A 13,369-nucleotide genomic window follows, 5' to 3' on the forward strand; every position below is an offset into this window, starting at 1 on the left:
GCATCGGTGGCCACTCCTGGCGCCCGGCCCCGGGTTCACCACGGTCGCCAGTGGCCTCGCACGACCTCATGCGCCCCCTTTCACTCCCGTGATGCCTTCCGGGCGCCCGCACGATGGGGTGAATTCACCGGCGGCAGCGGAAAGACACCGGGAGGGGAAGAGATCGGGGGGTCGCAACGCACCGCAGGACGGCACAGGCCGCCCCGCGGTGCGGGACGGCCTTCGACGGCGGCCAGGGGCCTCGGGCTCCGGCCGCAGCCGAGCAGCCGGCTCAGACAAAGACAGCCAGGCTCTTGGCCTTGCCCTTCGACTCCTCCACCAGGGCCAGGAAGCGCCCGTCCGGATCGAAGGCGGCCACCGGACCGCCCGGCCCCTCCCCCGGCGGCACCGGGGGCATCGCGATCCGTACGCCGTTGCCCAGCAGCCGGGCCTGGTCGGCGTCCACGTCCCAGCGCGGGAAGGCGGCCGCGGCGGCCTCCGCGATGGGCATGATCGTCAGGGACTCCTCCAGCCGCTCCAGCGTCTCGGCCGCCGCCAGCCCGTACGGCCCGACCCGGGTGCGCCGCAGCGCCGTCAGATGGCCGCCGACGCCCAGCCCGGCGCCCAGGTCGCGGGCGAGCGCCCGGATATAGGTGCCGGAGGAGCAGACGACCGTGACGTCCAGGTCCAGGACGGCGGTGCCGTCCTCCGCCTTCGTCTCGCGGTGCTCGTGCAGCGCGAAGGACGAGACGGTCACCGGGCGCGCCGGGATATCGAAGTCCTCGCCCTCGCGGGCCCGCGCGTAGGACCGCTTGCCGTCGATCTTGATGGCGCTGACCTTGGACGGCACCTGCTGGATGTCGCCGGTCAGTGCGGCGATCCCGGCCTGGACCGCGCCGAGTTCGACCCCGGCCGCCCCGTGCGCGGCGGTGATCTCCCCCTCCGCGTCATCGGTGACGGTGGTCTGGCCGAGCCGGATGGTGGCCGTGTACTCCTTCTCGGTCAGCGCCAGGTGGCCGAGCAGCCGGGTGGCCTTCTCGACGCCGAGCACCAGGACGCCGGTGGCCATGGGGTCCAGCGTGCCGGCATGGCCGACCCGCCGCGTCCCGGCGAAGCGGCGCATCCTGGCGACGACGTCGTGCGAGGTGTAACCGGCCGGTTTGTCGACGATCACCAGGCCGTCCGGAGCACCGGAGCCGGCCCTGCCCTTGCGCGTCATACGTCCGAGGAGCCCTTGGCGTCGTTCTCGTTCCCGTCCTCGTCCGCGGTCTCGCCGGGCTTGCGGTACGGGTCGGCGTCACCGGCGTACTCGGCGCCCGAGGACGCCTCGCGGACCTGCGCGTCGGCCGCCTTGGCCTTGGTGAGCAGATCGTCGATGGTGCGGGCGTTGTCCGGGAGGGCGTCGGGGACGAACGTCAGGGTGGGGGTGAACCGCACCCCGGTCTGACGGCCGACCTCGGAACGCAGCACGCCCTTGGCGCTCTCCAGGGCCGCGGCGGAGGCGGCGCGCTCCTCGTCGTCGCCGAAGACCGTGTAGAAGACGGTCGCCTCCCGCAGATCGCCGGTGATCCGGGTGTCCGTGATGGTCACATAGCCGAGCCGCGGGTCCTTGATCCGCCGCTGAAGGGTCTCCGCGACCACAACCCGGATGCGGTCCGCCAGCTTGCGTGCCCGCGCGGTGTCGGTCATGCGTCTTCTTCTCTCTTCTTCGCTTCGGTCATCGATGGCCGGGGCGGTCGTCGACGGTGGTCGTCACCGCCGGGTTCCCCGTCCGTCACTCGTCATCGCCGCTGTGGAACCGCCGTCGTACCGACAGCAGCTCCACCTCCGGCCGCCCCGCGACCAGGCGCTCACAGCGGTCCAGAACGTCCGAGAGGTGGCCCGGATCCCCGGAGACCACCGCGAGGGCGATCTGCGCCCTGCGATAGAGGTCCTGGTCGCCGACCTCCGCCACGCTCACCGCGAACTTGCGGTGCAGCTCGGCGACGATCGGCCGGACGACGGAGCGCTTCTCCTTCAGCGACCGTACGTCGCCAAGGAGCAGGTCAAAGGACAACGTCCCTACATACATGCAGTCCGGGTCAAGCCACCCGTGGGGCCTTGAAGGTGCGGGCTTGGTGCAGGCTCCTCGAACCGTACACGCAAGGGCCGGGGCCGATCGACGGAAATTTCCCGCCGACCGGCCCCGGATGAGAGGCAGCGCGTCAGCCGCGCGGCTTCTCGCGCATCTCGTACGTCGCGATGACGTCGTCGATCTTGATGTCGTTGTAGCTGCCGAGGTTGATACCGCCCTCGAAGCCTTCGCGAATCTCGGTGACGTCGTCCTTGAAGCGGCGCAGGCCCTCGATGTTGAGGTTCTCCGCGACCACCTTGCCGTCGCGGATGAGACGGGCCTTGGTGTTCCGCTTGACCTCGCCGGAGCGGATGAGCACACCCGCGATGTTGCCCAGCTTGGACGAGCGGAAGATCTCGCGGATCTCCGCCGTACCGAGCTCGACCTCTTCGTACTCCGGCTTCAGCATGCCCTTCAGGGCCGCCTCGATCTCCTCGATCACCTGGTAGATGACCGAGTAGTAGCGGACGTCCACGCCCTCGCGCTCGGCCATCTGCGTGGCACGCCCGTCGGCGCGCACGTTGAAGCCGATGACGATGGCGTCGGAGCCGGTCGCCAGGTCGATGTCGGTCTCGGTGACCGCACCCACACCGCGGTGCAGGACGCGCAGGTCGACCTCTTCGCCGACGTCGAGCTGGAGCAGGGAGGACTCGAGGGCCTCCACCGAACCGGACGCGTCGCCCTTGATGATGAGGTTGAGCTGCTGCACCTGACCGGCCTTGAGCACCTTGTCCAGGTCCTCCAGGGAGACCCGGCGGGTGCGCTTGGCGAAGGCCGCGTTGCGCTCGCGCGCCGCGCGCTTCTCGGCGATCTGGCGGGCGGTGCGGTCCTCGTCGACAACGAGGAAGTTGTCGCCCGCGCCGGGCACGTTGGTCAGACCGAGCACCAGGACCGGAGTGGCCGGACCGGCCTCTTCCAGGGCGTTGCCGTTGTCGTCGAGCATCGCCCGGACGCGGCCGTAGGCGTCGCCCGCGACCATGGTGTCGCCGACCCGCAGGGTGCCGCGCTGGACCAGCACGGTGGCCACGGCGCCGCGGCCACGGTCGAGGTGGGCCTCGATCGCGATGCCCTGCGCGTCCTGCTCCGCGTTGGCGCGCAGGTCGAGCGAGGCGTCCGCGGTGAGGATCACGGCCTCCAGCAGGCTGTCGATGTGCAGCCCCTGCTTGGCGGAGATGTCGACGAACATGGTCTCGCCGCCGTACTCCTCGGCCACCAGACCGTACTCGGTCAGCTGACCGCGCACCTTGGTCGGGTCCGCGCCCTCGACGTCGATCTTGTTGACCGCGACCACGATCGGCACATCGGCCGCCTTGGCGTGGTTCAGCGCCTCGATCGTCTGGGGCATCACACCGTCGTTGGCCGCCACCACGAGGATCGCGATGTCGGTCGACTTGGCACCACGGGCACGCATGGCGGTGAACGCCTCGTGACCCGGGGTGTCAATGAAGGTGATCTTGCGCTCTTCCTCGTTGACCTCGGTCGAGACCTGGTAGGCACCGATGTGCTGGGTGATGCCACCGGCCTCGCCCGCGACCACGTTGGTCTTGCGGATCGCGTCCAGCAGTCGGGTCTTACCGTGGTCGACGTGACCCATGACGGTCACGACCGGCGGACGGGAGACGAGCATGTCCTCGCCGCCCTCGTTCTCGCCGAACTCGATGTCGAAGGACTCGAGAAGCTCGCGGTCCTCCTCCTCCGGGCTGACGATCTCGACGACGTAGTTCATCTCGTCGGCGAGCAGCTGAAGCGTCTCGTCGGAGACCGACTGGGTCGCGGTGACCATCTCGCCGAGGTTGAGCATCACGGCGACCAGCGACGCCGGGTTGGCGTTGATCTTCTCCGCGAAGTCGGTGAGCGAAGCACCACGCGACAGCCGGACCGTCTGGCCGTTGCCGCGCGGCAGCATCACGCCGCCGACGGACGGGGCCTGCATGGCCTCGTACTCCTGGCGCCTCTGCCGCTTCGACTTGCGGCCGCGGCGCGCGGGACCGCCGGGACGGCCGAACGCGCCCTGCGTGCCACCACGGCCACCGGGACCACCCGGACGACCGCCGAAGCCGGGACGGCCACCGCCGCCACCGAAGCCGCCGCCACCACCGGGACGACCGGCGAAGCCGCCGCCACCACCGGGACGACCGCCGCCGCCACCACCGGGACGACCGGCGAAGCCGCCGCCACCACCGGGACGACCGCCGCCGCCACCACCGGGACGACCGGCACCGCCGGGACCGCGACCGCCGCCGCCACCGGGGCCCGGACGCGGGCCCGCGGCGGGACGCTGCGGCATCATGCCCGGGTTCGGACGCGGACCCCCGGGGCCGCCGCCGGGACGCGGGCCGCCACCCTGGGCGCCCTGCGGACGGGGCATCTGGCCCGGAGTGGGCCGGGGACCGCCGGGGCCGCCCTGACCGCGGCCGGGACCGCCCTGACCGCCCTGCGGGCGCGGGCCGGGGCCACCCTGGCCTCCGGGACGCGGGGCGCCGCCGGGACGGGGCGCCTGCGGGCGCGCCATACCGGTCGAACCACCGGACGTGAAGGGGTTGTTGCCCGGCCGCGGACCGGCCGGACGGCCGCCCGGACGCGGACCGCGCTCGCCACCGGGGCGCGGTGCGCCGGAACGGGCACCCTGGCCGCCCTGGCCCTGACCACCCTGGCCCTGGCCCGGAGCACCCGGACGGGCGGGGCGCGGACCGGGCGTGGCACCCGGCTTCGCGGGCGCGCCCGGCTTGGCCTGGCCCGGCTTGGGACCGGCGGCCGCCGCCGGGGCGGTGAACTCGGGCTGCTGCGGTGCCGCGGGCTGCTGCGGTGCCGCCGGCTGCTGCGGTGCCACGGGCTGCGCCGGACCCGGCTTGGGGCCGGGGGCCGGACGGGCTGCGGGCGTGGGACGCGGGCCCGGGGTGGGCGCCGCGGGTGTGCTGCGGGGGCCCTCGGCGGCGGCCGGCTTGGGGCCGGGCGTCGGGGGCTTGGGGGCAGCCGGACGGGCCGAAGCACCCGGACCGGGTGTCGGCGGCTTGGCGGGCGTCGCCTTGCGCGGCGCCGAGGGCTTGCCTGCGGCGCGGCCGGAACCGTTGCCGCCCTGGAATGCGTCAGTCAACTTGCGCACAACCGGCGCCTCGATGGTCGAGGACGCCGAACGTACAAATTCACCGAGTTCTTGGAGCTTGGCCATGACGACCTTGCTCTCAACTCCGAACTCCTTGGCGAGTTCGTATACCCGGACCTTAGCCACTTCGCTCCTTTGAGGTCCGGGTTACGCCGGACCGTCGCTACTTCATGGGCGTACTCATCGCGTACTCATCGAGTGCTCATCGCAATCTCGACCTACTTCCGACTCGCGAGGTACCTGACCGCACGGTGTCCCGTGCCGTTCTTCCAACTACTTACGGTGATGCCTGCTCACCCTGCTCGACATAGCGGCGCACGTCCGTGGTGTCGAGCGCCCCCGGCCCCCTGAAGGCCCGAGGAAAAGCCCGGCGGCGGACCGCCAGGTCGAGGCAGACCGGTGTGGGGTGCACATACGCACCCCGACCGGGCAGCGTACCGCGCCGATCGGGGACACAAACGCCCTCGACCGCCACGATGCGCAGCAGATCCTTCTTGGCCGCCCGATCCCGGCATCCCACGCAGGTTCTCTCAGGGCAGGCACGAGCACGCGCGCGGCCAGACACTGCTTAAGTCTACCTCCCTGTACCGACCTCACCCCTCGGGGGGAGTGATCGAACGATTACTCGTTTTCGGCTGGATTCCGGGCCACAGCGGCTTGAATCAGCCTTGATCACCGGGCTGTTCGGTGTCGGGCCGGATGTCGATCCGCCACCCGGTCAGCCGCGCCGCGAGCCGGGCGTTCTGCCCTTCCTTCCCGATGGCGAGGGACAGCTGGTAGTCCGGCACGGTGACACGCGCCGAGCGCGCCGCCAGATCCACCACCTCGACCTTGCTCACCCGCGCGGGGGACAGCGCGTTGGCGACCAGCTCGGCGGGGTCGTCCGACCAGTCGACGATGTCGATCTTCTCGCCGTGCAGTTCGGCCATCACACTGCGCACCCGGCCGCCCATCGGGCCGATGCACGCACCCTTGGCGTTCAGACCCGAACGGGTGGATCTGACCGCGATCTTGGTCCGGTGACCGGCCTCGCGGGCGATGGCCGCGATCTCCACCGAGCCGTCCGCGATCTCCGGCACCTCGAGCGCGAAGAGCTTCTTCACCAGATTGGGATGGGTACGCGAAAGGGTCACCGACGGACCGCGCACGCCCTTGACGACGCGGACGACATAGGTCCGCAGCCGGGTGCCGTGGGCGTAGTCCTCACCGGGCACCTGCTCCTGCACCGGCAGGATGGCCTCCAGCCGGCCGATGTCCACCAGCACGTTCTTCGGGTCCTTGCCCTGCTGGACAACACCGGCGACCACATCGCCCTCACGCCCCGCGTACTCGCCGAAGGTGATCTCCTCCTCGGCGTCCCGCAGCCGCTGGAGGATGACCTGCTTGGCGGTCATCGCGGCGATCCGGCCGAAACCGGAGGGGGTGTCATCGAACTCGCGGGGCTCGGCGCCCTCCTCCAGGTCCTCGGCGTCCTCCTGGGCCCACACCGTCACATGGCCGGTGTTGCGGTCCAGCTGCACGCGGGCGCGGCGGCGGCTTCCCTCGGTGCGGTGGTAGGCGATGAGGAGGGCCGATTCGATCGCCTCGACCAGCAGGTCGAAGGAAATCTCCTTCTCTCGCACCAGACCCCGCAGGGCACTCATGTCGATGTCCACGGCTACGCCTCCTCCTTGCTCTCATCGCCCTGACCAGCGGGCTTGCGGTTGAACTCGATCTCCACCCGGGCCTTGGAGATCTCCTTGAAGGCCAGCCGCCTGGCGGTGGGCTTGCGCCCCTTCACGCCGGGCACCTCCACATCGAGCCCCTCGTCGTCCACAGCCGTGATCCGGGCGACCAGCTCGCCGCCGTCGGCCAGCCGGGCCCGCATGAGGCGGCCGGTGGCACGGCGGTAGTGGCGCGGTTCGTTCAGGGGGCGCTCGGCGCCGGGAGAAGTGACCTCGAGAACGTACGGGGTGGTGCCCATCGCGTCCGTCTCGTCGAGCGTGCCGGAGATGTCCCGGCTCAGCTCCGCGCAGGTGTCCAGCTGCACGCCGTCGTCGGAGTCCACGACGATCCGGAGCACACGCCGCCGGCCGGCGGGGGTCACCTCGACCTCTTCCAGATCCAGCTCTCGCGCGCTGACGAGCGGTTCCAGCAGTCCGCGCAGCCTCTCGCTCTGGGTGGTGCTCATCCGGGTGACTCCTCGGCCGCGTGTGCTGTTGTGGGAAGGTCGCGTCTCAGCTCAAAGCCTATCTGTTCCAGCGGCGGGCTGACGATTCGGTGGGCGCTGCCGGGCTTCGGGCCCCCGCGCGGGTACGCTCGCCTGCTGTGATCACTAACGGCGGCCGGGAGCTGCCGCAGCCCGGAAAGAGGAACGTGTCGATCAGCACGCCCCCACCAGGCCCCCCGTCCCCCACCGGCACCTCCCCCACGCCCCTCGCCTCGGGCGCGGGAACGCCCCCGCGGCGCGCGCTGCTGCTCGGCGGCGGAGCGCTGGGGGCCCTCGCGCTGCTGAGCGGCTGCTCCGACGACTCCGAGACCCGGCCCGACACCGGCGGGGGCGCGAGCGTCGCAAAACTCCGCGCCACCGGCGCGCGGGATTCCACCGCACTACTGACGCGCTACGACGCGACCGTGGACGCGCACCCCGCCCTTGCGAAGCGCCTGGCACCGCTGCGGGCGGAGACGGCACGGCACGCCGCCGCGTTCCGCGGCCACGAGCGGTCCGCCTCCCCCACCGGGTCCGGGGCGCCCTCGGCGTCGGCGTCCGCATCGGCGTCCGCGCGGCGGGAGCGGCCGCCCGCGGTGCCCAAGGACGAGAAGCAGGCCCTCGCCGCGCTCGCCCAGGCCGAGCGGCACATCGCCGACGCCCGCACCACCGCCCTCGTCACCGCGCCGCCCGAACTCGCCCGGCTGCTGGCCTCCGTCGCGGCCTGCGGCGCCGCCCATGTGTATCTCCTGGCCCAGGGCGACCCGGGTTCATGACCACCGTGAAGGGGTACTGACATGGCCTCTCGACCAGGTCGTACGGCCGGCGGCAGCCGCGCCGCGGCGCTCAGAGCCGCACAGGCCGCGCTCGCCGCCGAACACGCCGCCGTCTACGGCTACGGCGTCGTCGGCGGCCGGATCGGCGACAACCGTCTCGCGGAGGCCCGCGAGGGGTACGCGGCGCACCGCGCACGCCGGGACGCGCTCGTCCGCACCGTGCGCGACCTCGGCGGCACCCCCGCGGGCGCGGCGCCCGCCTACGCGCTGCCCTTCGCCGTACCGGACGCGGCCGCCGCGGTGCGGCTCGCCGCGGAGCTGGAGAGCCGTATCGCCGCCGTCTACGCCGATCTCGTACGGGCGGGTGACGCCTCGCTGCGCCGTCAGGCGGCGGGCGCGCTGCGTGAGGCGGCGGTCCGGGCGGTGCGCTGGCGCGGCAGCGGCGTAGCCTTCCCTGGACTCACCGAACACGCTGCCTCGGCCGCCCCGTCCTCGTCGGCGAGCGGTCCGGCCGACGCGCTGTGACGGGGCCGTGAAGCGAACGGTGATGGTGATGACATTGATGGAGGGGACGGCTCAGGCATGGCATCGGCACCGCAGCCCGGTGGACGGGATACGGCCCCCTTCCACCCGCCGAAGCGGCTGCTGGACGCGCTGAGCGACGCTCCGGAAGGCCCCGTCCGCAGCTGGCTGGAGGCCCTGCCGGACACCGTGGGCCAGCTGCTCGACGCCTGGGAGCTGACCCCGGAGCGGGTGGTGACGCCCGGCGGCCTGGGCAGCCTGGTCGCCCTGGTACAGCAGGCGGACGGCACCCCGGCGGCGCTGAAACTGCCCGTCCCCGGGCCCGAGGCGGAGCGGGAGCGCGCCGCGCTCGCGCACTGGAACGGATGGGGCGCGGCCCGTCTGCTGCGCGCCGACCCCGGCACCGGTGCGCTGCTGATCGAACGGCTGAGCAGCGCCGTCTCGGTGCGTTCGCTGCCGGAGGCGAAGGCGCTGCTGGAGGCGACGGGCACGGTACGGCGGCTGTGGGTACCGCCGCCCGATGAGCACCCCTTCGGCACGGTCGCGGAGCGCACCGGCGAGGGCCATGAGGTGGAGTTGCTGCTCCCCGCCGGTAGCTGGGCGGCCGACGCGCGCCCGCTGGCCGAGGAGGCGGTGCGACTGCGGGCGGAACTGCTCGCGGAGCCTCCCGAAACGGTCCTGCTGCACGGTGACTTCCGGCAGGGCAAGGTGCTCGCCGGGGAACGGGCGCCCTGGCTCGCGGTGGGCCCCGACCCTCTGGTCGGCGAGCGCGCCTACGACTTGGCGCAGCTGGTGCTCGACCGCTGCGAGGACCTGGCCGCGGGACCCGGCCCGGCCGCGGCGGCCCGCCGCCGGGTGGCCAAGCTGGCCGACTCCCTGGACATGGACCGCGACCGGCTGCGGGGCTGGACCCTCTACCGCGCGGTGGCCACCGCCCTGCACCACGCCGGCACCGGCAACCGCCCCCGCGCCGAGCTCCTGCTGGAGTTCGCGGGCTGGCTCTGAGGCCCGTCTCCACAGGGGCCAGCGTGGCGGCCACGCGTCCCCGCCCCGGTATGACGGCGCCCGGCGCGCCGCGCTGGGCGGCGGGCCGGGCGTCGTTCCGTAGGGGGCGTCAGGCGGTGAGACGGGCGATGGCGTCGTCGAGGGGGAGTTCCTCGCGCTCACCGGTGCGGCGGTCCTTCAGCTCCACCACGCCGTCCTTGGCGCCGCGGCCGACGACCAGGATGGTCGGGACACCGATCAGCTCCGCGTCGGTGAACTTCACGCCCGGGGAGACGCCCGCGCGGTCGTCGACCATGACGCGCACGCCCGCCGTGCCCAGCTTCTCCGCGATGTCGACGGCCAGCTCGGTCTGGAGGGCCTTGCCCGCGGCGACGATGTGGACATCGGCCGGGGCGACCTCGCGCGGCCAGCACAGACCGGACTCGTCGTGGGTCTGCTCGGCGAGGGCGGCCACCGCGCGGGAGACGCCGACGCCGTAGGAGCCCATGGTGACGCGGACCGGCTTGCCGTTCTGGCCGAGCACGTCCAGCTGGAAGGCGTCGGCGTACTTGCGGCCGAGCTGGAAGATGTGGCCGATCTCGATGGCCCGGTCCAGCTCGATGCCCGCGCCGCACTTCGGGCAGGGGTCGCCCGCCTCGACCACGGCAACGTCCAGGTAGTCGTCGACGTCGAAGTCGCGACCGCAGACGACGTTGCGGGCGTGGGTGTCGGCCTTGTTGGCGCCGGTGACCCAGGCGGTGCCGGGGGCGACGCGCGGGTCGGCGATGTAGCGGAAGGACGTGCCCGCCAGGCCCTGCGGGCCGACGTAGCCGCGCACCAGGTCGGGGCGGCCCTCGAAGTCCTCGGCGGTGACCAGCTCGATCTCGGCGGGGGCGAGGTGCTCGCCCAGCTTGCCGAGGTCCACCTCGCGGTCGCCGGGGACGCCCACCGCGGTGATCTCGCCGTCGACCTTGATCAGGAGGTTCTTCAGGGTCGCGGAGGCCGGGATACCCAGGTGCTCGGCGAGGGTCTCGATGGTGGGCGTGTCGGGGGTGTCCAGCTCCTCGACGGGACCGTGGGTACCGCCCTCGACCGGCGGGACGGTCACCGTGTAGGCCTCGGTGTTGGCCGCGTAGTCGCAGTTCGGACAGTCCACGAAGGTGTCCTCTCCGGCCGCCGCCGGGGCGAGGAACTCCTCGGAGGCCGAGCCGCCCATCGCGCCGGAGACCGCGGAGACGATGCGGTAGTCCAGGCCCAGGCGCTCGAAGATCCGGCGGTACGCCTCGCGGTGCAGCCGGTAGGACTCGGCCAGGCCCTCGTCGGTGGTGTCGAAGGAGTAGGAGTCCTTCATCAGGAACTCGCGGCCGCGCAGCACACCGGAGCGGGGGCGGGCCTCGTCCCGGTACTTGGTCTGGATCTGGTAGAGGGTGACCGGCAGGTCCTTGTAGGACGTGCACTGGTCCTTCACCGTCAGGGTGAAGATCTCCTCATGGGTGGGGCCGAGGAGGTAGTCACCGCCCTTGCGGTCCTTGAGGCGGAACAGCAGGTCGCCGTACTCCTCCCAGCGGCCGCTGGCCTCGTACGGCTCCTTGGGCAGCAGCGCGGGCAGCAGGACCTCCTGGGCGCCGATGGCGTCCATCTCCTCGCGGACGATCCGCGAAACGTTCTCCAGGACCTTCTTGCCGACCGGCAGCCAGGTCCAGATGCCCGCCGAGGCGCGGCGGACGTAACCGGCCCGGACGAGCAGCTTGTGGCTGGCGGTCTCGGCGTCCGCCGGGTCTTCGCGCAGCGTCTTCAGCATCATCGTGGACATGCGCTGGACGTTGACGGCGTGGGCCATGAGGTCTCTCCTGCGTGCGGTATGGGATGTGCAGGAGGTTAGCCGCAGGTGTGCACAACCGGGAAATGCGTTGTCCCCGCGCAGTACCCGAGGCGGCTCAGCGGCGCAGCGGAAGGCGCGCCCCCATGACCGCGTACGGGCTCGGCGCGCTCGGGAAGAGCACCGGGCGGGCGAGGTCGGTGTAGCCGAGGGACCGGTACAGACCGCGGGCGGGGCTGTCGGTGTCGATGGCGGACAGCAGGGAGCGCGGCTGGCAGACGCCGTCGGTGATGGCGGTGATCAGCCGGCGTCCGATGCCGCGGTTCTGGTACGCGGGGTGGACGTGCAGTTCGGTGATGACGAAGGAGTCGTCGAGCCAGTCCTCGTGTCCGGCGGCGCGCAGATAGGGCTGGACGACGGTGGACCACCAGTGGGTGCGGTCGTTCGGCATGCCGTAGACGAAGCCCACGAGCCGCCCGGTGGGGCTGGTGGCGCCCAGCGCGCGGGCGCCGGGGCTGGTGAGGTGGCGCAGCACGATATGGCGCCGTACGCCGACCTCCTCGGCCGTGAGCCCGAAGGCCACGGCCTGGACGGCGAGGGCGTCGTCCACGCGCGCGGCGAGGTCGAGCGGCCCGACGGCGACGCCTTCGGGGTCCGGGGACCGCTCCCCGGGCAGATGCACCATGGGCCAGACCCTACTGGGCCGTCGATCAGAACAGCACACTCATGAAGGCGCCGACCTCCTGGAATCCGACACGGCGATAGGCGGCGCGGGCAGCGGTGTTGAAGTCGTTGACGTACAGGCTCACCACAGGGGCGACCTCATGCAGGGCGTAGTTCAGTACGGCGGCCATACCGGTCTCGGAGAGGCCGCGACCGCGGTACTCGGGGGCGACCCAGACGCCCTGGATCTGGCAGGCGTGCGGGGTGGCGGCGCCGATCTCGGCCTTGAAGACCACCCGGCCGTTCTCCACGCGGGCGAACGAGCGCCCGGCGGTGACCAGTTCGGCGACCCGGGCCTGGTAGAGCAGTCCGCCGTCACCGGCGAGCGGTGAGACGCCGACCTCCTCGGTGAACATGGCCACGCACGCGGGCATGATCACGTCCATCTCGTCCTTGCGGATCCGGCGCACCAGCGGGTCGGGCGGGACGCCTGCGGGCATCGAGGTGGTGACCATCAGCGGCTGGTGGGCGCGGACCTCGCGGGCCGGTCCCCAGCTGGGCTGGAGCAGGGACCACAGCTCGGCGGTGGTGTCGGCGGGGCCGACGATGGAGGAGCAGCGGCGTCCGGCCCGGCGGGCGCGCTCGGCGAAGCCGCGGACGGCCTCGGAGGTGGCACAGATGGGGACCAGGTTGGCCCCGGCGTAGCAGAGCGACTCCAGCCGTCCGCCGGTGTACCAGCCCCACATCTCGCCGCCGAGCCGCCACGGATCCAGACCGGCCACCTGGACCCGGGCGGCGACGAAGGCGTTGGACACCGGGTCGCGGTCGAGGACCGCGAGGGCCGCGTCGAGCTCGCCGGGCTCGAGGACCCTGGTGGTGGAGGTGGTCAGCACGTGAGTGTTTGCCTCACCGGTCGCGGGCCTGCGGGCCGGACGCGGGCCTGCGGGCCAAGAGGGAGTCGATTCTCCGCACTGTACCCCGCAGGCGGGACGGGCCACCTACGCCGTGGTCCGCACCCGCGCGGTCCGGCCGGGCCGGATACGGATCGGGACGGCCGGATACGGGCGGTGGGACTCAGCCGCTGATGGAGACCTGGGGCTCGCCGGAGGCGATACCGTCCTTCTCCATCTGCTCGGCGATCTTCATGGCTTCCTCGATCAGGGTCTCCACGATCTTGGACTCGGGCACGGTCTTGATGACCTCGCCCTTGACGAAGATCTGA

13 protein-coding genes and 1 pseudogene are annotated in these 13,369 nt (G+C 72.3%); 3 read left to right on the forward strand and 11 right to left on the reverse strand.

The genetic code is table 11. The features are described from left to right. Positions 1-271: 271 nt before the first annotated feature. The 7 genes from truB to rimP all read right to left on the reverse strand — a co-directional run bounded on the left by truB (position 272) and on the right by rimP (position 7,365). Positions 272-1,198 (reverse strand): tRNA pseudouridine(55) synthase TruB, encoded by a 927-nt coding sequence (truB, locus tag JK363_RS38260; RefSeq protein WP_201882717.1) that lies wholly within the window; start codon positions 1,196-1,198, stop codon positions 272-274. Continuing rightward, entirely contained in the window at positions 1,195-1,668 is a 474-nt protein-coding gene (rbfA, locus tag JK363_RS38265; protein WP_201882718.1) for a 30S ribosome-binding factor RbfA, read from the reverse strand. The genes truB and rbfA overlap by 4 nt, the downstream gene beginning before the upstream one ends. 85 nt (positions 1,669-1,753) lie before the next feature. Beyond that, a complete protein-coding gene (locus JK363_RS38270) occupies positions 1,754-2,050 on the reverse strand; it encodes a DUF503 domain-containing protein (protein WP_201882721.1) in 297 nt (98 codons plus the stop codon). Positions 2,051-2,183: 133 nt separating this feature from the next. Beyond that, positions 2,184-5,321: a translation initiation factor IF-2 gene (gene infB / locus JK363_RS38275; RefSeq protein WP_201882723.1), complete on the reverse strand. Its 3,138-nt coding sequence runs from the start codon at positions 5,319-5,321 to the stop codon at positions 2,184-2,186. A 151-nt stretch (positions 5,322-5,472) separates the two neighbouring features. Beyond that, positions 5,473-5,760, reverse strand: a complete 288-nt coding sequence (locus JK363_RS38280; RefSeq protein WP_201882725.1) for a YlxR family protein — start codon at positions 5,758-5,760, stop codon at positions 5,473-5,475. A gap of 97 nt (positions 5,761-5,857) precedes the next feature. Then, positions 5,858-6,850, reverse strand: coding sequence for a transcription termination factor NusA (nusA, locus tag JK363_RS38285; RefSeq protein WP_201882727.1), 993 nt, complete (start codon positions 6,848-6,850; stop codon positions 5,858-5,860). A 2-nt stretch (positions 6,851-6,852) separates the two neighbouring features. Then, positions 6,853-7,365 carry a ribosome maturation factor RimP gene (gene rimP / locus JK363_RS38290; protein WP_201882728.1) on the reverse strand — a complete coding sequence of 171 codons (513 nt, stop codon included), beginning with the start codon at positions 7,363-7,365 and terminating at the stop codon, positions 6,853-6,855. Positions 7,366-7,502: 137 nt separating this feature from the next. Between rimP and JK363_RS38295 the strand changes: the two genes are divergently transcribed. Genes JK363_RS38295 through JK363_RS38305 form a run of 3 tightly spaced genes read left to right on the forward strand, consistent with a single transcriptional unit; the run spans position 7,503 to position 9,686 of the window. Further along, the gene (locus tag JK363_RS38295) at positions 7,503-8,159 is read left to right on the forward strand and encodes a hypothetical protein (RefSeq protein ID WP_307822035.1); all 657 of its coding nucleotides are present in this window, start codon (positions 7,503-7,505) and stop codon (positions 8,157-8,159) included. 21 nt (positions 8,160-8,180) lie between these two features. Further along, entirely contained in the window at positions 8,181-8,684 is a 504-nt protein-coding gene (locus JK363_RS38300) for a ferritin-like domain-containing protein (protein WP_201882729.1), read from the forward strand. 57 nt (positions 8,685-8,741) lie between these two features. After that, positions 8,742-9,686: an aminoglycoside phosphotransferase family protein gene (locus JK363_RS38305; protein ID WP_201882731.1), complete on the forward strand. Its 945-nt coding sequence runs from the start codon at positions 8,742-8,744 to the stop codon at positions 9,684-9,686. A 109-nt stretch (positions 9,687-9,795) separates the two neighbouring features. Here JK363_RS38305 and JK363_RS38310 read toward each other — a convergent pair whose 3' ends face one another. From JK363_RS38310 to JK363_RS38325, 4 genes and pseudogenes are all read right to left on the reverse strand, one after another. Continuing rightward, a complete protein-coding gene (locus JK363_RS38310) occupies positions 9,796-11,505 on the reverse strand; it encodes a proline--tRNA ligase (RefSeq protein ID WP_201882732.1) in 1,710 nt (569 codons plus the stop codon). Positions 11,506-11,602: 97 nt separating this feature from the next. Continuing rightward, positions 11,603-12,169, reverse strand: a complete 567-nt coding sequence (locus tag JK363_RS38315) for a GNAT family N-acetyltransferase (RefSeq protein WP_201882733.1) — start codon at positions 12,167-12,169, stop codon at positions 11,603-11,605. Between the two features lie 25 nt (positions 12,170-12,194). Beyond that, complete coding sequence (locus JK363_RS38320) at positions 12,195-13,040, reverse strand: GNAT family N-acetyltransferase (protein WP_201882734.1); 846 nt, start codon at positions 13,038-13,040, stop codon at positions 12,195-12,197. Between the two features lie 181 nt (positions 13,041-13,221). After that, a pseudogene (locus tag JK363_RS38325) lies at positions 13,222-13,369 on the reverse strand (flavodoxin-dependent (E)-4-hydroxy-3-methylbut-2-enyl-diphosphate synthase); the annotation flags it as partial.

This window comes from Streptomyces coffeae (genome assembly GCF_016741875.1).
GTDB classification, from domain to species: domain Bacteria; phylum Actinomycetota; class Actinomycetes; order Streptomycetales; family Streptomycetaceae; genus Streptomyces; species Streptomyces coffeae.

What these genes read in the sequence shown, in the direction of transcription:
- JK363_RS38310 (WP_201882732.1), bottom strand. Translation starts at nt 11,505, where the DNA reads ATGGCCCACGCCGTCAACGTCCAGCGCATGTCCACGATGATGCTGAAG.
- rimP (WP_201882728.1), bottom strand. Translation starts at nt 7,365, where the DNA reads ATGAGCACCACCCAGAGCGAGAGGCTGCGCGGACTGCTGGAACCGCTC.
- JK363_RS38300 (WP_201882729.1), top strand. Translation starts at nt 8,181, where the DNA reads ATGGCCTCTCGACCAGGTCGTACGGCCGGCGGCAGCCGCGCCGCGGCG.
- JK363_RS38270 (WP_201882721.1), bottom strand. Translation starts at nt 2,050, where the DNA reads ATGTATGTAGGGACGTTGTCCTTTGACCTGCTCCTTGGCGACGTACGG.
- JK363_RS38305 (WP_201882731.1), top strand. Translation starts at nt 8,742, where the DNA reads ATGGCATCGGCACCGCAGCCCGGTGGACGGGATACGGCCCCCTTCCAC.
- truB (WP_201882717.1), bottom strand. Translation starts at nt 1,198, where the DNA reads ATGACGCGCAAGGGCAGGGCCGGCTCCGGTGCTCCGGACGGCCTGGTG.
- JK363_RS38315 (WP_201882733.1), bottom strand. Translation starts at nt 12,169, where the DNA reads ATGGTGCATCTGCCCGGGGAGCGGTCCCCGGACCCCGAAGGCGTCGCC.
- rbfA (WP_201882718.1), bottom strand. Translation starts at nt 1,668, where the DNA reads ATGACCGACACCGCGCGGGCACGCAAGCTGGCGGACCGCATCCGGGTT.